Genomic DNA, 19,946 nt, shown 5'->3' with positions numbered 1-19,946 from the left:
GTCGAAATCAGGCTCTGGCTACTGTTCTGGGCCTGATTTCGATATCTAAAAGCCCTTCTGGCCACTTGGCCGGAAGGGCTTTTATGTTTTGGGAATGACTGCCTGGGCCGGGATATGGAGTATGCAGTAATGTTGCTTAAAGCTCCCCTAAAGCTTCTGTTACACTAAATACCGGTGGCAGGCACGCCTGATTGCGGCAGATGTGTACGGCAGTGCGCCCATCCTGTGTGGGCGTGTGCAGGGCCAGTAGCGGCAGTTTGGAAGCTTCCTCCGTCCCCGTCAGCACAGCGTCGAATAGGAACTGTCGGTTCAGTTCTTCCCGAAACGTTTCTGCATCCGGCCCGACGATGGCCACTTCCGCGCCCGGCCGCAGCAGCGCCGCGTACAAAGAGGCCCAGTTGGTAAGGTGTTGCGGCTCCTTCACTACTAAGTGCCGAATCTGGGCGAGCATGGCGGCGGCCAGGTCCACATATTCGGCCTTTTCGAGGTGACGGCCCAGGCGGCGCAGGTTGTGCGCCATCACGGAGTTTGAGGCGGGAATGACGTTGTCGAACAACTCTTTTTTGCGAACAATAAGCGGTTCAGCACTGCTGTCGGTATAGAAAAACTGGTTTTCGGTTGAGTCGAAGAAGTTGCTTAGAACGTATTCCGTTAGCCTCTCGGCCTCACGCAGCCATTTTTCAGCAAAGCTCACCTCATACAGGCTGATGTAGGCCTGAATGACCAACGCGTAATCCTCCAGAAAGCCGCTGATACTGGCCCGGCCATTCTTGCAGGTCCGGTACAGACGCTTCCCATCGCGCAGGTTCGCCTCAATAAAGCGGGCATTGTGCTCCGCCATCACCAGAAATTCGAGTTCGCCGAATGCGCGGTAGGCGTCCGTCAGGCCTTGCAGCATCAGCGCATTCCAGCCAGTCAGCACCTTGTCATCGAGGCCGGGGCGCACGCGGGTGGCGCGCACCGCCATTATTTTCTGCTTCCAGCCCGCCACCAGCTCTGGTACCACGCCGGGCGCCAGTTGGTGAGCTGCAGCAAATTCCTCATCCGTTGCGCGGCGGTGCAGGATGTTTCGGCCATGCTCCCAGTTGCCGAGGGCCGTGCAGTTGTAATAGTCCGAAAACAACGGCTCTTCATCGCCCAGAATGGTGCGCAATTCTTCCTTTGTGAAAACGTAAAACCGTCCTTCCTCGCCCTCACTATCTGCATCAAGCGACGAATAAAACCCGCCCTCAGCATTAGTCAACTCCAGCCGTATAAATTCGATGGTATCGTAAACGGTTTCCCGAAACAGCTCGTCCTGCGTGATTTGGAAGGCTTCGCTGTATAAGCTCACCAGCTGCCCGTTATCGTACAGCATCTTCTCGAAATGCGGGGCCAGCCACTCACCGTCCACCGAATAGCGCGCAAAGCCGCCGTGCGCCTGGTCATAAATGCCGCCCCAGGCCATTTCGCGCAAGGTGAGTACGGCCTGGTCCAGCACCGTCTGGCTGCCACTGATGGCGTATGCCCGCAGCAAAAACCGCCAGATGCTGGGCATCGGAAACTTTGGAGCCCGGTTCATGCCGCCATGCTCCCGGTCAAACTGCACCCCCAGGTTATATACCAGTAGCTTGAACTCCTCTGCCGAAACCCCAGCCGGACCAGTTTCCGGTGCCACGCCAATAGCCTGCAAGGCCGAATAGTCGGCTTCCTGCGCCGTGTTGCGATTGTGCGCGCCGCACTTGGCCAGCTCACTGGTCCCAATCACCTCCATAAACCGCTCCGCCGACTGCTCCAGTTCGGCCCGGTGCTCGCCCGCGTAGGCTTCGCCAATGTTCGTCAGCAGCTTCACCCAGCTGCCTTTCGGAAAATACGTGCCCCCATAAAAAGGCTTGGCATCGGCCGTCAAGAACACATTCAGCGGCCAGCCCCCCTGCAAGCCCATGGCGTGCAGGGCATCCATATAAATCTGGTCTACATCGGGCCGTTCCTCGCGGTCCACCTTGATGCACACGAAATGTGTGTTCATCACCGCCGCCACCGCCGCATTTTCAAACGACTCGCGCTCCATCACGTGGCACCAATGGCAAGCAGCATAGCCAATACTCACCAAAATCGGCTTTTGCTCGGCTTTGGCGCGGCCTAGCGCCTCTGGTCCCCACGGGTACCAGTCCACCGGGTTGTGGGCGTGCTGTTGCAGATAAGGGCTGGTTTCTTCAGCGAGGCGGTTGGCGTGAGGCGTTGCGTGGGCCATAACGAGTAGGGTAGGAGAGGGACTAAAACACCAAACCCGGCGAAAAGGGCCGGGTTTGGATTGATTTACCACAACAAATTAAAAACGACGCAGGCTCTTTGTTATCCTGAGTTTAAAGAACTTATTCCTTCAGATTGATTTGATTCTACGAAGCCGACTTCTTAGGCGTTTTAGGCTTGGCAGTCGTTGGTTCTGCAGCTGCAGCCTTAGGTGCTTTTGCTTTTGATAGTGCCTTTTTCTCTTCCGGCTCTGCATCAGGTTTAGCTACCGTCTTTTTAGCTGGCGTTTTAGCTGCTGGCTTAGGCTTCTCAGCCGGGACCGGAGTAACCGTAGCTTCTTTAGCTGGTGTCTTAGCACTTCGGTTGGCAGCCTTTTTTGCTACCACCGGCTTGTCTGAATCAGGTATAGCAGCAGATGTATCCGTTACTTCAGGTACAGTGGGCTTATTTGGCCCTGCTTTGGGTTTGGTTGCCTTAGGCTGGGCTTTGGGTGGGCCTTTGGTGGCTGCAGTAACCGCTGCTGCATCCGGAGCAGTTGCTACAACAGGTTCAATTGCCACATCGCTTTTCGCTTTTACCTTGGCTTTTGATGGTACAGCCTTTGCCGTTACCACTTTAGGTGCGGCCTCAGGCGCCGGTGCGCTTGGTTCGACCAACGTTGCCGATGAGCCAGTGAGCCGCCCGCCTGCTACTTGCGTACGCACCGCCGGTGAATCAGATACCGGAATAATAGGCGTGTCAACCGCCGGTTTTTCGGTACGCGCCCCACTAACAGTGCGGCTTTTCGCACGCCGCGATGACTTACCTCCCGATGAAACAGATTGCCCAACAACCGCCTCACCAACGGTAGTCGCTGCCGATGCCTGCCCACTCACTGGCAGGGCTGCCACCGGCAACGATGCCCGACGAGTGTCATCAGCCTGAGTTTCTATTGTTGTTGCTGGCCCATTCGCATCCGTTCCGGAAAGCTGCTCAGCGCTTGCAATCGGTAGGTCGGAAGCCACTTCTGCTACTAGCAGAATGGGCGGAACAGTTTCGTTCGTTACACCAGCCTCCAGCGCTCTTGCTGCTTTTTTCTTCTTCCGGTTACGGCTGTTGCGAGACGGACTAACAGCTGGTTCATCAGCAGCGGTACTTCTGGTCTTCGTCAACGTTGCTTCCAAGGTAGCTACTACTGGCGTCGGCATTTCTGCATCTACCGGTTGCGCTTCCATCGGTTCCTCCGCTAGCGAGGCGGCAAAAAGCGCCACGCGCGGCATCCGGCCAGCCTCGTTGCGCCGCCCACCACGCTTCACGGGCTGCGACTTAACAATAACACTAGACTTTTGCCCTTCCGGGCGAAGAACCGGTGCCTCTGCTTCCAGACCTGCTGGCGCGGCTAGCCCTTCTCCCGAAACAGCTTGCTGCTCTTCACTCGAGTCCATTTCGGCCGCTAAGCGCAGCGCGTGCTTGCGAGCCGTGCGCTTAGCCCCACCTCGCGAGCGGCGTTTCTTCCGCTTAACAGGCTCCTGCGCTGCAGTTGCATCCGTAGCCAGCACACCACCCACCTCGATTTGCTCTATCAGATTTACTTCAGCAGCCGTTGGTGCTAAGGTTGGAGTAGGAGATTCATCTACGGGAGTCGTAGCCTGAAACTGCTCATTCTCATTAGGCGTTGCCAATTGGCCTTTGTTGCGCCCGTCGCGCCGCCCGCGTTCCGGTCGACCAGAGCGCGCTGCCCGCTGTGCCCGGAACTCTTCCGGCGACAAGCGTGGCGCCCGTGCCGCATCCCCAAATTGACCTAATTCCGCCGAGAGCGTTTCCTCCGCTGCATCGGCCACTTTCGAGTCCTGCGGATTTACTCGCACAATCACCGAAACCTCCGAGCCTTCTCCAATATCAATCCGCTCCTCGTCGTCCTCCAGTTCAACGACCGGCTCTGGTTCACGGGGCACCGGCAGGGAGGCCAGCCGTGCTCGCACAGTTCGTAGCTCATCGGCTACGTTCACCTTGCGCAGGCTCAGTTGTTCCAGTTTTTCGCGGGTGCTTTCCAGAAATTGCCGATGCTCCGGCGCGCCATCGTGCAATGGGCGGTGGCTCAGCGACTGCCTCACTGCTGCCCATTCCTTGCGGAACCGGCCAAAATCTGCATCGAAATATGCCCGGGCAAATTTCTCCCAGATATAGTCTTCTGCCACCTCCGACGGGTGTAGCATATCCGAAGCATAAAAGCGGTAGTCACGCAGGTCATCCACCAGCAGCTCGTATGCTGGAAAGTAGGCCACACCCGGCAGCAAGTCGCTTACGATGTGCGTAGCCAGACGCAATACCGATTTGCTTACCGCATTCAACTGCAGCGTTTCTTTCAAATGCCGCACCGGGCTCACCGTTAGCACAAAGCGTAGACTCGGGTTAATACGCCGCAGATACGCGTGGGTCTCGGCCAATGCATTGATGATTTCATCGGGTGTCAGCAGTTCGCGCACAAACAGGTCGGCTGGCTGCTTGTGGCAATTGCTCACCAACTCCCCGGTTTCGCGTAGGCGGTAGGCCCATGCTGTACCCAGCGTCAGCATCACCACATCGGCAGTGCGCAAGAAATCACCAGTTTGCCGCACCACTTCCTGAATGTACTGAAGCAGCTCCACCGGTGATTCAGCGCCCACACTACCGTGCAGGTCATAGCTCTGCCAGCGGCCCCGCGCTTGTACCAAGTGCCGCTGCCAATCCACATCCTCGCCCGCAGCCGACCGCAGCAACCTAGCCAGCGCCAGCGGCTGGAACACCGTGCCAAACGGATTCACTCGCGTTTCTACTTTGTTGGCCACCAGCCGTGCGCCGATGCTATCGGCGAAGCACGAGCCCATCGTCAGCACCTGCGCGGTGCGCGCCAGCTGGCCGGCGGCCGGAGCAATTGTCAATTCAGTTCTAAACATTAAAGCAAAAATAGCCCACCGCCGGACTACAGCCCGAAAAGTGGAATAAAAAAAGCCCTACCAGCAGGCAGGGCTTTTTCAGTCTGGCAAAGAAACCGATACTATTCGGCTACCACGCGGAATTTCACCGTGTGCTTAACTTCTTTGTGCAGGTTCGCCGTAGCGGTGTATTCACCAGCCGAAGCCGGCTCTTGGTCGAACGACAAACGCTTACGGTCTACGTCCACGCCTTTAGCTTTCAGCGCTTCGGCCAATTGCAAGGTGGTTACGCGACCGAAGATTTTGCCGCTCTCACCCACCTTAGCGGGAATGTCGAGCACCACGTCACCAATCTGGTCAGCAATGGCTTGGGCGTCACCTTTGATTTTGTCGGCTTTGTGAGCGGCTTGGCGCACGTTCTCGGCCGTAATTTTTTTGTTGGTCTTGTCGGCCAGCATGGCCAGACCCTGCGGCAGCAGGAAGTTGCGACCGTAGCCCGATTTCACGGTAACGATGTCGTTCTTATACCCGAGGCCCTTAACGTCGTCTTTGAGGATGATTTCCATGGTCTTTTTGAGAAGTGAGACACAAGACACAGCATATGAGAAAACAGAAGTTCTATTTACTCACGTTCTGATGTCTAACGCCTCATGTCTAAAGTCTATTTCAGGGCGTCGGCTACGTACGGCATCAGGGCGAGGTGACGGGCCTTGGAAATGGCTTGGGTCACTTTGCGCTGGAATTTCAGGCTGGTGCCGGTGAGGCGACGGGGCAGCACGCGGCCCTGTTCGTTCACAAACTTCAGCAGGAAGTTCGGGTCTTTGTAGTCCACATACTTAATGCCGTTCTTCTTGAAGCGGCAGTATTTTTTGCGGTTGTCCTGGGGCTTGTTCGTAGCGCCGCGGTCGTTGTTGCGGTTGAATGCGGGAGATGCCATGTCGTTGCTAGATTATTGGGCTACGGCTTCGGTTTCTTTGGCAGCCTTCTGCTGATTCATTTCGCCGTTGCGGCGGCGGTTGTTGTACTCCACGGCGTGCTTATCGAGCACCGTCGTGAGGAAGCGGATGATGCGCTCGTCGCGGCGGAACGCCAGCTCAAGCACGTCTACCAAATTGCCTTCGCCAGTGAACGTCAGGCAGAAATAGTAGCCTGTGCTCTTCTTTTGAATCGGGTAAGCCAGCTTGCGCAGGCCCCAGGCTTCGGTGGATACAATGGCGGCGCTATTTTCCTTAAGCACCTGGGTGAACTTCTCGACCGTTTCTTGCACCTGGCTCTCGTTCAACACGGGAGTTACGATGAAGACCGTCTCGTAATTTCTAACTTCCATTACGATGGGGGTGAATGTGGGGTGAAAAAATTAATTGGGGTGCAAAGGTACTGACTTTCGGATACATTACAAGCGCTGCCTACCTATTTGCTTCAAAGACTATTTTGCTTCAAAGACTATCTAATAGCTCTAGCTATGCGGCTAGCTACGGAGCCCAAGACAGGGAGCACCTTGCTGGGGAGGAGTTGACGGTAATTCTGTCAGAAAGGAAAGGCGATGTTTCTCCTTACTTAATGGCAAGTGGACGGTTGGAAAACTATTAGCCGGGCGTAGCGGATATAACATAGCAAGCATAGCGCAACCCTGATTTAATTATCATCAAGCGGTTCAGGAAGATGCAGGGAGTTGCTATTTAGGATGATTCTAAATAAGCTTAGGAAGCCTTTACAACGGCCAAAAATGCCTTCCTGCTTTTTGCCGCCTACGATTCCTGACCTACATTTGTGGCCTTGAAATGCCCCTAGCGTTTCGTTTTACCGTCTATTTTCGTATGAATAGCATTCGACTACGTTCGTTACCTCATCTGTTGCTGGCGCTTGTGCTCACGTTTGCCGGTATCCAGCAAACCGCCGCGCAAGCAACCGCCGATGCCAAAAAAGAAGGGGTAGCCCCTGGTGCTACTGCAGCTGCCACCCCGGCAACTGCTGCTGCTCCTGCCGCTGGTGGCGGTGATGCCGCCGCTATTGCTGCTGGAGATGCGCTCTTCAAAGGCAACTGTGCCCAGTGCCACGCCGTGAACGAGCAAGTTGTTGGACCGGCTCTGGCTGGTATCTCCAAGCGCCGTCCTATTTCTTGGCTTATTCCATGGGTAAAGAACTCCAGCAAAGTGGTGGCCAGCGGCGACGATTATGCTGTGGCGCTGTTCAATAAGTTTAATAAGCAGCAGATGCCTTCCTTCGCCCTGTCGGACAAGGAAATCACTTCCATTATAGCTTATGTGACTTCGCAAGAAGGTGGGCCAGTTGGTGGTGGTGTAACAGCAAAGAATGCTGCTGGAACAGACGGAAAAGATGCAAATGCTGGTACTAGTGGCGCTGAAGAAGGTGCTGGTAAATACGTTGACATCCTCCTCATCGTCCTCGTCGTTGTGCTGATTGTGCTGGTGGTAACGCTGGTTATCATTGGTAATCTGATGAAAGACGTACTACGTGGCCGCAAAGACCTCGACGGCCGCGACGTTGAAATCTTGGAGCAGCGCTTCGATTGGAGCAAGTTCTACCGCTCGCCCGTGATGCGCGGTATTGTAGGGACGGTTTTCGCCCTTGTTTTACTTTATGAAGGCGTGCAAAGTGTAATGGCAGTGGGCCTGACACAGGGTTATCAGCCAACGCAGCCCATTGCCTTCTCGCATAAGCTGCACGCCGGCGAACACCAGATTAACTGCGCCTACTGCCACACCTCGGTTTATAAGAGCAAGTCGGCCAACATTCCTTCGGCCAACATCTGTATGAACTGCCACTCGCAGATTAAGACGGAGTCGCCCGAAATCAAGAAAATCTACCGCGCTATCGAGCGCAAGCAGCCCATTCAGTGGGTGCGTATCCACAACCTGCCCGACCTGGCTTACTTCAACCACTCGCAGCACACGCAGGTAGCTGGCCTCCAATGCCAGACCTGCCACGGCCCCATCCAGAACATGGAAGTGGTATACCAGTATTCGGCCCTAACGATGGGCTGGTGCATCAACTGCCACCGCGAGATGCCCCTCAACACTAAGGATAACAAGTACTACGACAACCTCGTGAAGCTGCACGATACCAAAAATGCTGGTGCCCCTTTCACTGTATCGTCGAACGGCGGTACCGAGTGCTCGAAGTGCCACTACTAAGCTAAAATTGATTGTAGTAGTCAGTACTGGGTAGTCAGTATTGCGACTACTGGTTATTGACTACTGACTACCCAATACTGATTACTGATTACCATTTCAAATGAAGTACTGGAAAGGAATTGAGGAACTGGAAAGCGCTCCAGAGTTCATGCAATCAGCCTTCGCTGAGTTCATGCCGGTCAAGGAAAGCCACGAGAGCAATGATGCTACTTCGGCTCCCCGTCGCGATTTCCTCAAACTAATGGGTTTCGGCGTAGGTGCCGCCGTGCTGGCGTCGTGCGAAACGCCAGTGAGGAAGGCGATTCCTTACCTCAATAAGCCGGAGGAGGTTGACCCATCTATCTCCAACTTCTACGCTTCTACTTATTTCACGGGTTCCGACTACAACGCCGTGCTGGTGAAAGCCCGCGATGGTCGGCCGATTAAGCTGGAAGGCAACCCGGAGTCGCCAATTACCAGAGGCGGCCTGTCGGCCCGCGCGCAGGCTGCAGTGCTGAGCCTGTATGATGGTGGTCGTTTGCAAAACTTCGCTATAAAAGGCCAGAAGGCTGATGTGAAGCAGGTAGACCAGGAAATCCGCTCTAAGCTGGCGGCTACTACCGGTCGCATTGCCATCGTATCGCCAACAATCATTAGCCCCAGCACGAAAAAGGCTATTGCCGAATTTGCTGCTCGCTACCCCAGCACCACGCACGTTATGTACGATGCGCAATCGGCTACCGGCCTGTTGCAAGCTAACAGCGGCGTGGTCCCTGGGTATGATTTCAGCAAAGCGAACGTAATTGTAAGCCTCGGCGCTGATTTCCTCGGTACCTGGATTTCGCCGGTTGAATACGCTAGACAGTATGTGGTGAATCGTAAGGTGAGCACGGATAAGCGCACCATGTCGCGCCACTTCCAGTTCGAAACGGCAATGTCACTCACCGGCACTAATGCCGATGTGCGCGTCCCGATTAAGCCCTCAGAGCTAGCTGCTACTACGTTAGCTATCTACAACTTTGTTGTGAATGGCACGGCTATAGGAGAGGTTTTTTCCGCCAAAGAAGCTGGTGGTAAATCAGACCCCCGTAATGCCAAGCTGCAGACGGCTGCGCAGGAACTGAAAAACAGTGGGAGCACTGGTCTTGTGGTGTCGGGTTCGAACGACCCCGCTGTGCAAGCTTTGGTAACGGCTATCAACCAAGCACTGGGCAATGCTGGTACTACTATCAGCGCTGCTCAAAGCAACGTACGCCAAGGTGACGACGCCCGCATGGCGGCTTTGGTAAATGACATGAACAACGGCAGCGTGGGCGCTGTGATTTTCTACAATGCCAACCCGGTGTTCAACCACCCACTGGGTAGCAAAGTGAAGTCGGGCATTGCCAAGGTGCCCCTAACCATCTCGCTCAACGACCGTCTGGACGAGACCGGTAGCCTCTGCCAATACGCCGCTCCCGACAACCATTGGCTAGAGTCGTGGAACGATTTCGAGCCTAAAGCTGGCTATCTCAGCCTTTCACAACCGGTAATCACGCCGCTGTTTACCACCCGCCAAGCTCAGGAGAGTTTGCTGAAATGGGCTGGAAACAACACAACCTACTACAAATACCTGCGTGCCAACTGGCGCGGCATCACTCCGACTGATGCCGCCTGGGACAAAGTGGTGCATGATGGCGTGGCCACCGGCACTGCCCTCCCCACTGCTACGGCGATGACACCGATGAGCGCTGCCGCTGCTGCCTCACAACTCAGCGGTGCTGCTAAGCCGTCCGATACTATCGAACTGGCTCTCTACGAGAAGGTAGGATTGAGTGCTGATGGTTGCGGAGCCAATAACCCCTTCCTCCAAGAGTTGCCCGACCCAATTTCGAAAGCAACCTGGGGTAACTATATTGCTGTGCCCCACGCAATGGCTGTTGCCAAGAAGTGGGAGCAGAATGATGTTGTTAAAGTAACTGCTAACGGTTACAGCATCGAACTGCCTGTGCTGATTCAACCTGGCCAAGCCAATGGTACGGTAGGTATTGCTCTTGGCTATGGCCGTACCCTAGCTGGTAAGGCTGGCGACAAAGTAGGAGAGAATGCTGCTCCGCTGGCCATGACGACAAACGGTATTCAGTACATGAATACCGTGACCCTCGAAAAGACCAGTTCGACGTCGCCCATCGCGCAGACTCAAACGCACCAGACGCTGATGGACCGTCGTCCAGTAGTACAGGAGAATTCGCTGGCCAATTACAAGAAGGACCCGAAGAAGGTAACTGAATACGAGAAGATTTCTACGCCTGATGGTCTAGAGGCTCCCGAAAAGGTGTCGCTTTGGCAGGATTATCAGTATAACAACCACCACTGGGGTATGGCGGTGGACCTCAACTCCTGCATTGGCTGTGGCTCGTGCGTAGTAGGTTGCCAGACTGAGAATAATATCGCCGTAGTGGGCAAGCAGCAGGTAATTAACCGCCGCGAGATGCATTGGATGCGTATCGACCGCTACTATAGCTCAGATACGCACAAGGATTCTTTCGAAACGAAAGGCAAGCTCTCGACTTATGCTGCCATGGAGGACCCTTCGGAAAATCCGCAGGTGATTCACCAGCCAATGATGTGCCAGCACTGCAACCACGCGCCTTGCGAAACGGTGTGTCCGGTACTGGCAACCACGCATAGCACGGAAGGTCTGAACCAGATGACCTACAACCGTTGCATCGGTACCCGCTATTGCGCTAACAACTGCCCATATAAGGTTCGTCGCTTCAACTGGTTCTCGTACTACTCGAACGATAAGTTCGAAATCGTGAACGGCCACATGTTTACCGACTTAGGTCGCATGGTGCTGAACCCAGACGTAACTGTTCGTGCCCGCGGCGTAATGGAGAAGTGTTCGTTCTGCGTGCAGCGCATCCAGCTCGGTAAACTTGAAGCCAAGAAGCAGAAGCGCCGTCCGATGGATGGTGAGATTGTAACCGCCTGCGCCCAGTCGTGCCCCACCGAAGCCATCGTGTTCGGTGACATGAAGGACCCCAATAGCCGCATCAGCAAGCTCCTACGTCGTGAGGATGGTGAGCGTGCTTTCCACTCGCTCGCCTCCATCAACGTGCAGCCGAACGTGACCTATCTGACGAAGATTCGTAATTCCGAGTCGGAGTTCTTTGCCCCCGAAGTAGAAGAAAAAGCTTAATTATCCTCCTATGCAGCACGTATCAGCATTACGCGAGCCGCTCGTAACCGGCGGTAAGACGTTACACGACGTCACGCAAGACATCTGCTATCAGGTCGAAGCCAAACCCAACCTGCGTTGGATGGCGGCCCTGAGTGTGGCCCTGTTTTTCCTGGGGATATTCTTCTACTCTGTGTACCGTACTCTCTGGTACGGCATCGGGGAGTGGGGTTTGAATAAAACCGTAAACTGGGCTTGGGATATCACCAACTTCGTATGGTGGGTAGGTATCGGCCACGCCGGCACTCTGATTTCGGCTGTACTGTTGTTGTTCCGTCAGAAATGGCGGAGCTCCATCAACCGCGCCGCCGAGGCAATGACCATCTTCGCCGTAATCTGTGCAGCTATGTTCCCAGTATTGCACATGGGCCGTCCGTGGTTGGCATTCTACGTTTTTCCCTTGCAAAATACGCTGGGCTCGCTGTGGGCTAACTTCAATTCACCACTGCTCTGGGACGTATTCGCTATCTCAACTTACTTCACGGTATCACTGGTATTCTGGTATATCGGTCTGATTCCGGACTTTGCTTCGATTCGTGACCGTGCCAAGGGGCCTATTGCTCGTTTCAGCTATTCCATGCTGAGCTTCGGCTGGAAAGGTTCGGCTAAAGCATGGTCGCGCTACGAAACTGTTTCGCTGATTCTGGCCGGTGTTTCGACTCCGCTGGTACTCTCGGTACACACTATTGTATCGATGGACTTTGCAACCTCAGTAGTTCCGGGTTGGCACACTACCATCTTCCCGCCCTACTTCGTGGCCGGTGCTATCTTCTCAGGTTTCGCTATGGTGCTTACCCTGATGCTGATTACCCGCGTGGTGTTCCGCCTCGAAGATTACATCACACTGGAGCACATTGCACTGATGAACAAAATCATGATGGTAACCGGCTCCATCGTGGGTGTAGCTTATATCACGGAGTTCTTTATTGCTTGGTACTCACAGGTTGAGTTTGAGGGCTACGCGTTTATCAACCGCGCAACTGGTCCTTACTGGTGGGCTTACGCTTCCATGATGACCTGCAACGTGATTACGCCACAGCTGGTGTGGTTCCGTCGCGTGCGTTACAGCATTCCGCTGACTTTCATCTTGTCCATTATTGTGAACATCGGGATGTGGTTTGAGCGCTTTGTAATCATTGTTACCTCACTGCACCGCGACTACCTGCCATCGAGCTGGGCCATGTTCTCGCCTTCAATCATCGATATCGGCATCTATGTTGGTACCCTCGGTCTGTTCTTCACTTTGTTCCTGCTCTTCGCCAAGTTCTTCCCTGTGATTAACATGGCCGAAGTGAAAACCATCCTGAAGTACACCGTTGATAACGGTCCGACTTATAATCCCGAGAAGGCTCACGCCGCTCACGCTCATCACCCTGCCACCCACGGAGCCCCTGCTTCGGCACCCGTAACTTATAATAAGCATGACTAAGCGCTTTGCCCTCGGCATCTTTGATGACGAAGACGTGCTGCTGCACGCCATTGATAACATTCGCGCAGCGGGTGTGAAGGTATACGACGTGTTTTCCCCTTATCCGGTACACGGCATCGACGACGCCCTTGGGATTGAACGCTCGCGGCTCCCTATCGCGGCCTTCTTTTTCGGCCTTACGGGTTTGTCCTTCGCGCTGTGGATGCAGATTTACATGCTGGGCTTCGACTGGCCGATGATTATTGGTGGTAAGCCGCATATCGCGCTGCCCGCTTTCGTGCCGGTTGCCTTCGAATTGACGGTATTTTTTACCTGTCATGGTATGGCCATCACATTCTTCACCATCACGGGCTTGTACCCTCGCTTTAAGGTGCCGGTAATGGATGTGCGAGCTACTGATGACAAGTTTGTAATGGCCATTGAACTGGATGAGACCAGCTCGCAATTGCCTCGGCTGACCCAGTTGCTCCGTGAAAATGGTGCATCAGAAGTCAACCAAAAAGAAATGACCAAGAACTAATGACGCATCCGCTGAACTTGAGCCTGCGCGTTTCGGCGCTGCTACTGTCCCTCGGGCTGGCTACCACGGCTTGTACCCACGACGGAAACGACCCCGGTGTGGAATATGCCCCGGAGATGTACGAGTCGATTCCATATGAGCCCCTGCGCCAAACCTCGTTTAATACCGTAAACTCATTCGGTATTAACCAACGCACTCCTGCTAATGGTACAGTGCCCCGTGGCAAACTGAACTATTATGACCATATTCCGAAAGACAGTGTTCGGATGGCTGAGCGTCTTCTGCATAATCCTTATGCCTATACTAAGGCAAATTTGGAGGAAGGCAAAGTGCTTTACACCCGTATTTGCTCGCATTGCCATGGCGAAGCTGGGGATGGTCAAGGCCCTGTTGGTTTGAAATTCAAAGGTGTACCTAACTATTCAGCAGGTGCATACAAGACGATGAATGATGGACACATCTATCACGTCATCGAATGGGGACGGAACCGTATGATGCCGCATGGCTCGCAGGTAAACCCCGAAGAGCGTTGGAAAATCGCCATGTACGTGCGTGTGCTGCAACGTGGCGAAGGCCCCGATGCACTGAGCAAACTGGTAGCTAAGGGACCGACTACTACGGCCAACGACTCTACCGAAATGACTGACCGCAGCAACCAAGGCCCAGTAGAGCAGGCACAAGCGGATAAAGCATCCGAAACCCCGGGCCAAGGTGGTGCCGTTTCTCCCAATGGTTCTGGCGTGACCCACATTCCTGGCAACAAATAACCTATGGCAACTCTGACGCATCACGAAAGCGCCACGGCTGAACAGCTCGTTGTTACGGATGGCGCCCGTAAAACTTTCATTACTATCATCGTCGCCGGGGTAGTAGTTCTCGTTCTTGGTATCCTAGCTCAGGTGTTAGGCTGGGGTGCTGAACACCACGAAGCAGCTGGTCATGCTGCCGCAGCCCATGGTGCTGCTCATGAAGAGGGTAGCTCTGTACTCATAAAGCGCATTTTGGTGAGCTTGTGGCATAGCAACTTGTTCTTCCTTGGGGTATCTACTATCGGTACAGTGTTCATGGCTATTAACTACGTGGCTTACGCTGGCTGGTCGGTAATGGTAAAGCGGATTTCTGAAGCACTTAGCGCTTGGGTAATTCCTGGCGGTGTGATAATGCTTCTCGTCTTCTTCATTGGCCGTCACGATATTTTTCATTGGACACATGATGGCATCATGGATAAACTGGTGAACGGCAAGCCCAACCCGCATTATGATGAAATTATCGCTGGCAAGAGTGGCTTCCTGAACCTGCCTTTCTACGTTATCCGCATGGTGAGCTACTTGGTTATTTGGGGCGCTTTCAGCTGGAAGCTGCGTCAACTTTCGTTGCAGGAAGATTTGAACGGTGGCACTTACTGGTTTCACAAGAGCATCACAGCTTCGGCACTGTTCCTCGTTCTGTATGCCGTAACCTCTTCTATGGCTGCTTGGGATTGGGTGATGTCGGTTGACACGCACTGGTTCAGCACCATGTTTGGCTGGTATGTATTCGCTTCGTGGTGGGTGTCTGGCATTGCTGCAATTGCACTCACAGCCATTTTCTTGAAGCAAGCGGGCTACCTAAAGGGCTTAAGCTCTAACCATCTTCACGATTTAGGTAAGCTGATGTTTGGTTTCAGCATCTTCTGGACTTATGTATGGTTTGCTCAGTTCATGCTCATTTGGTATGCAAACCTTCCCGAAGAAGCGGTATACTACAACCAGCGTTTGGGGGGCTTTGAAGGGCGTTACACTGGGTTGTTCTATTTCAACATTGCAATCAACTTCGTGTTCCCTTTCTTGGGCCTGATGACACGCGATGCGAAACGCCAGATGATTATTATGAAGATTGTGGCCATTGCCATTCTGTGCGGTCACTGGTCCGACTTCTATTTGATGCTCATGCCAGCAACTTTGCGTGGTGAAAATGGGTTCTTGATTGAGATTGGCATCGCAGCCATTTTCCTTGGCGCTTTCCTGATTCTATTCACGCGCCGTCTGGCCTCGGCTTCGCTCGTTCCGGTTAACCACCCCTTCCTGGACGAAAGCATTCATCACACTACTTAATTTATTTAGAACTGAGACTTTAGAACTCAGAACTCTGGCTGCTTTGGTCTGAGGTCTTTACCGGGTTCTAAGCTCTAAGCTCTCGACTCTAATATCTAACAAATGACTGCTCTGACCATTTTGCTGGTGTTGGTGTTGCTGTTGGTCGTGTTCGGCCTGCTGTTCCGCCTACAAATTTTTACTTCTATTTTTTCGGGCACTTTCACCCGCGACATTGGCATGAGCAACAGCGTGAATGCTGTACTGATGCTGGTGTTTCTGATTGGTGGTGGTGCTTGGTTTGCCTATTCGTTTGTTGAAAATTTCAACAAGATGAATCCTCCAATTGCGTCCGTACACGGCCACAAGATGGAAACCATGTTCTGGACTACCATGGCAGTAATTGGTGTTGCATTCGTCATCACTCAAGCATTGCTTTTTATATACGCCTACAAGTATCAGCACAAGGAAGGCCGTCGCGCTTACTTCTTCTCGCACAACAATACAATTGAGGTTGTTTGGACGATTATTCCTGCTATCGTGATGGCTTCGCTGATTTTTGCTGGCTGGAAGGCATGGACTCGCATCACCGGCCCGGCTCCTAAAGAATCGGTAGTGTTGGAAGTAATGGGCAAGCAGTTTAACTGGTTGGTTCGCTACCCTGGCCGCGATATGAAGCTTGGTGTAGTGAATTACCGCATGATTGATGCTGTCAACGAGTTTGGTTTCGACCTCAGCGATAAATCAGCTCTGGATGACTTCACTACCAATGAAATTCACATTCCTAAGGGTGTACCGGTCTTGATTAAGATTCGTTCGCGCGACGTATTACACGCTGTCTATATGCCGCATTTCCGCGTGCAGATGTATGCTGTGCCAGGTATGCCAACCCGCTTCTGGTTTACGCCAACCATTTCTACTGATGAAATGCGTGCTAAGCTGGGTAATCCCAAGTTTAACTACGAGCTAGCCTGCAATCAGTTGTGTGGTGGTAGCCACTTCGCCATGAAGGCAACTGTTATTGTAGATGAACCAGACGATTACCAGAACTGGTACGCGTCGCAACAATCTTTCTCGCAGAAGAATCCTGACGTTTTAGCTGCCTTCAAACAGAAAGCTAAAACGATGGTTGTACCCGTAGCGGCTGCTGCCGAAGAGAAAGAGGCAGCCCCCATGCCTTTGGCAGCTTCTAACTAATAACATCTAACGGTATCCCGCTATGTCAGATATGACACCCAAGCCCAATCTTTCGCCCGACGTGCAAGCGCAGGGCGGTATTGGTACCGCCCCGGTGCCGGCCACCGAACACGGTGACCACCTGCATCACGACGACCACGAACATGACCACCATGACCAACATTGGCTGTGGAAGTACGTGTTCAGCCAAGACCATAAAGTAATTGCCAAGCAATTCCTGATTACAGGTATCTTCTGGGCTATTCTAGGTGGCACGCTCTCCAGCTTGTTCCGTTTACAACTCGGCTGGCCCGAAAGCTCATTGGAATGGCTGAAGCCTTTCCTCGGCGGTTGGATTCAGGCTGGTAAGCTTAACCCCGAATTCTATCTGGCACTGGTTACGATGCACGGCACCATCATGGTATTCTTCGTGCTAACGGCTGGTTTGTCAGGTACGTTTTCAAACTTCCTGATTCCTTTGCAGGTAGGTGCCCGCGACATGGCTTCAGGCTTTATGAACATGCTCTCGTACTGGTTTTTCTTCCTGTCGGGTCTCATCATGTTCTCGTCGTTGTTCATCGAAACCGGCCCTGCTGCTGCTGGCTGGACAATCTACCCTCCTTTGAGCGCCTTGCCGCAGGCTATCCCTGGTTCAGGTGCGGGCATGACCCTCTGGTTGGTGAGCATGGTATTCTTCATCGTGTCGCAGCTCTTGGGTGGTGTTAACTACGTAACGACGGTCATCAACCTGCGTACCCGTGGCATGAGCATGAGCAAACTGCCGCTCACCATCTGGGCTTTCTTTCTGACTGCTATCCTTGGTATTCTGTCGTTCCCGGTTCTATTCTCGGCTGCTTTGCTGCTGGTCTTTGACCGTTCGTTTGGCACCTCATTCTTCCTCTCGGATATCTACATTGCTGGTCAGGCCTTAAGCAACCAGGGCGGTTCTCCCGTTCTGTTCCAACACTTGTTCTGGTTCTTGGGTCACCCCGAAGTGTACATTGTAATCATGCCGGCTATGGGTATGGTATCAGAAGTACTGGCTACGAATGCTCGTAAGCCCATCTTCGGCTACCGCGCTATGATTGGTTCACTGATTGGTATCTCGCTACTGTCGTTCGTCGTATGGGCTCACCATATGTTCGTGACAGGTATGAACCCATTCCTTGGTTCAGTCTTCATGTTCCTGACACTGATTATTGCTGTGCCTTCGGGTGTGAAGGTGTTTAACTGGCTGGCAACTCTGTGGCGCGGTAACATCCGTTTCACCGCAGCTATGTTATTCGCTATAGGCTTCGTATCGTTGTTTATCTCGGGTGGTCTAACGGGTATTATCTTGGGTAATGCCACTCTCGATATCCAGATGCACAACACCTACTTCGTGGTAGCTCACTTCCACTTAGTAATGGGTAGCTCAGCATTCTTCGGCCTATTCTGCGGCGTTTACCACTGGTTCCCGAAGATGTTTGGCCGTATGATGGATGAAAAGCTTGGCTACATCCACTTCTGGTTGACGTTTGCAGGCGTGTACTTGGTGTTTATGCCGATGCACTATGTAGGTATCGCCGGTTTCCCCCGCCGTTACTATGCTTGGACTGGCTTTGATGCTTTCTCGCAGTTCGCCGATATGAACAAGTTCATTTCGATTGCAGCTATCCTTGCTTTCTTGGGCCAGTTCATATTCATCTTTAACTTCTTCTACAGCATCTTCCGTGGTCGCCGTGCTACCCAGAACCCCTGGAACTCGACTACATTGGAATGGACGACGCCGGTTATCCCTGGCCACGGCAACTGGCCTGGTGAAATTCCCGCTGTCTACCGTTGGCCCTATGATTATAGCAAGCCTGGTGCAGAAACGGATTTTATTCCTCAGAACGTACCATACTCGCAAACGCAGTCGTCAAATCTGCCTTATGAGCAGGAACTAGCTGACTAAATAGAAGTCAGAAGAGTCCCGAAGCGGGCCGCCTAATCGGCGGCCCGCCTTTTTTATCACGATTTCAGACTGACTAATTGAATATCACGTGAAACGAGGATACGGTATTCAATTAAATAATGAGAATAGATAACCTATGGAAAGTTTGCAGATTAATCCTGCTTTGCGTCGATTCCGTTCATTTGGCATACTAACGGTAATTGCTGTTTACTTGCTGATTTTGGTAGGTGGCGTAGTGCGTAGCACAGGAAGTGGAATGGGGTGTCCTGACTGGCCCAAGTGTTTCGGCAGTTGGGTACCACCAACGCAAGCCAGTCAATTACCACCTAACTATAAGGAGATTTACACTGCCCAACGTGTAGCTAAGAATCAGAAGCTGGCGCGGACGCTTCAGCGCATGGGTTTTGCGCAGGTTGCAGGCAGCATTTTTGCTCATCCAACGCAATACATCGAAACAGATTTCAACCCAGTGAAAACCTGGATTGAATACGTTAACCGATTGCTGGGCGCATTAATTGGGGTATTCGTTTTCCTGACAGTTGTTTTCGCGCTGCCGTACTGGCGTCGCGACCGCACTATTTTTTGGCTGGCGTTGGCTTCATTTCTACTTACTGGGGTTCAGGGGTACCTAGGTTCGCTTGTAGTGTCAACCAATCTACTGCCTGTGATGGTGACTGTGCATATGGCGTTGGCGCTTGTGATTGTGGCATTGCTACTCTACGCAGTAGACCGGACACGATGGGGGAGGGCTAATACTTCTGACCTAGTAAGTGACCTCGCATTAAAAACCGATGTAAATCCTATCGAACAGCCTCGGCCTGCCGTAAGTCTGCAATTGTGGCTTTGGGCTGCCTTGTTGCTTACCTTCTGGCAGATTATACTTGGCACGCAGGTGCGTGAGCAGGTCGATATTGTTTCGGCAGCGGCTGGCTATGTAAGCCGTGAAACCTGGATTGCCAAATTGGGCAGCGTGTTCAGTATTCACCGCACAATGTCAGCAGCCGTGCTACTATTGAATGTGTACGTGAGTTACGAGCTCTGGCAGTTCGCACGGGTACGTTTGCAGCGGTTAGTGACGGCTACAATGGTCGTTATTGGATTGGAAATACTGGCTGGTATCATTTTAGCCTCATTTGCATTGCCGCCCACTGTGCAACCAGTGCATCTCACGCTAGCCACTGTTTTGTTTGGAATCCAGTTTCTAACACTATTGGCGGTGGCACGTGCGAGAAAAAGCCCGGAAACTATTGCACCTGCGGATGCCGCCCGGCGGGTTGTTGCGTAACTTTGCAGCCTCGTTTGAAATAGGCTGTTTAAGTTGAGCCAAACGACG

The 19,946-nt window shown here is 53.0% G+C and carries 14 protein-coding genes; 9 read left to right on the top strand and 5 right to left on the bottom strand.

Annotated features, from left to right (window positions below; genetic code table 11):
• Positions 1-136: 136 nt before the first annotated feature.
• From J4E00_RS27240 to rpsF, 5 genes are all read right to left on the bottom strand, one after another.
• Positions 137-2,233, bottom strand: a complete 2,097-nt coding sequence (locus J4E00_RS27240) for a thioredoxin domain-containing protein (protein ID WP_208178508.1) — start codon at positions 2,231-2,233, stop codon at positions 137-139.
• 145 nt (positions 2,234-2,378) lie between these two features.
• Positions 2,379-5,147 carry a GSCFA domain-containing protein gene (locus J4E00_RS27235; protein ID WP_208178507.1) on the bottom strand — a complete coding sequence of 923 codons (2,769 nt, stop codon included), beginning with the start codon at positions 5,145-5,147 and terminating at the stop codon, positions 2,379-2,381.
• A 101-nt stretch (positions 5,148-5,248) separates the two neighbouring features.
• Positions 5,249-5,692, bottom strand: coding sequence for a 50S ribosomal protein L9 (gene rplI / locus J4E00_RS27230; RefSeq protein ID WP_208178506.1), 444 nt, complete (start codon positions 5,690-5,692; stop codon positions 5,249-5,251).
• A gap of 95 nt (positions 5,693-5,787) precedes the next feature.
• Complete coding sequence (gene rpsR, locus J4E00_RS27225) at positions 5,788-6,063, bottom strand: 30S ribosomal protein S18 (RefSeq protein ID WP_208178505.1); 276 nt, start codon at positions 6,061-6,063, stop codon at positions 5,788-5,790.
• 12 nt (positions 6,064-6,075) lie between these two features.
• Positions 6,076-6,453, bottom strand: a complete 378-nt coding sequence (gene rpsF / locus J4E00_RS27220) for a 30S ribosomal protein S6 (protein ID WP_208178504.1) — start codon at positions 6,451-6,453, stop codon at positions 6,076-6,078.
• Positions 6,454-6,943: 490 nt separating this feature from the next.
• Here rpsF and J4E00_RS27215 point away from each other — a divergent pair, with 490 nt between their 5' ends.
• From J4E00_RS27215 to J4E00_RS27175, 9 genes are all read left to right on the top strand, one after another.
• On the top strand, positions 6,944-8,281 hold the full coding sequence (locus tag J4E00_RS27215; protein ID WP_208178503.1) for a cytochrome c3 family protein: 1,338 nt from the start codon (positions 6,944-6,946) through the stop codon (positions 8,279-8,281).
• A gap of 100 nt (positions 8,282-8,381) precedes the next feature.
• On the top strand, positions 8,382-11,441 hold the full coding sequence (locus J4E00_RS27210; RefSeq protein ID WP_208178502.1) for a TAT-variant-translocated molybdopterin oxidoreductase: 3,060 nt from the start codon (positions 8,382-8,384) through the stop codon (positions 11,439-11,441).
• Positions 11,442-11,451: 10 nt separating this feature from the next.
• Positions 11,452-12,909, top strand: coding sequence for an NrfD/PsrC family molybdoenzyme membrane anchor subunit (gene nrfD, locus J4E00_RS27205; RefSeq protein WP_236050241.1), 1,458 nt, complete (start codon positions 11,452-11,454; stop codon positions 12,907-12,909).
• A complete protein-coding gene (locus J4E00_RS27200) occupies positions 12,902-13,429 on the top strand; it encodes a DUF3341 domain-containing protein (protein ID WP_208178501.1) in 528 nt (175 codons plus the stop codon). The genes nrfD and J4E00_RS27200 overlap by 8 nt, the downstream gene beginning before the upstream one ends.
• Positions 13,429-14,196: a c-type cytochrome gene (locus J4E00_RS27195; RefSeq protein WP_208178500.1), complete on the top strand. Its 768-nt coding sequence runs from the start codon at positions 13,429-13,431 to the stop codon at positions 14,194-14,196. Before J4E00_RS27200 ends, J4E00_RS27195 begins: the two co-directional genes overlap by 1 nt.
• A 3-nt stretch (positions 14,197-14,199) precedes the next feature.
• The gene (locus tag J4E00_RS27190; protein ID WP_213017995.1) at positions 14,200-15,522 is read left to right on the top strand and encodes a quinol:cytochrome C oxidoreductase; all 1,323 of its coding nucleotides are present in this window, start codon (positions 14,200-14,202) and stop codon (positions 15,520-15,522) included.
• A gap of 102 nt (positions 15,523-15,624) precedes the next feature.
• Entirely contained in the window at positions 15,625-16,698 is a 1,074-nt protein-coding gene (locus J4E00_RS27185; RefSeq protein WP_208178499.1) for a cytochrome c oxidase subunit II, read from the top strand.
• A 31-nt stretch (positions 16,699-16,729) separates the two neighbouring features.
• Positions 16,730-18,613 carry a cbb3-type cytochrome c oxidase subunit I gene (locus J4E00_RS27180; RefSeq protein ID WP_208178498.1) on the top strand — a complete coding sequence of 628 codons (1,884 nt, stop codon included), beginning with the start codon at positions 16,730-16,732 and terminating at the stop codon, positions 18,611-18,613.
• A gap of 136 nt (positions 18,614-18,749) precedes the next feature.
• Positions 18,750-19,898: a COX15/CtaA family protein gene (locus J4E00_RS27175; protein WP_208178497.1), complete on the top strand. Its 1,149-nt coding sequence runs from the start codon at positions 18,750-18,752 to the stop codon at positions 19,896-19,898.
• Positions 19,899-19,946 lie beyond the last annotated feature (48 nt).

The sequence above is a fragment of the Hymenobacter negativus genome (assembly GCF_017571495.1).
Lineage (GTDB): Bacteria > Bacteroidota > Bacteroidia > Cytophagales > Hymenobacteraceae > Hymenobacter > Hymenobacter negativus.
Note: the sequence above shows the minus strand (reverse complement) of the source record. Positions and strands in the feature narration are given on the sequence as shown.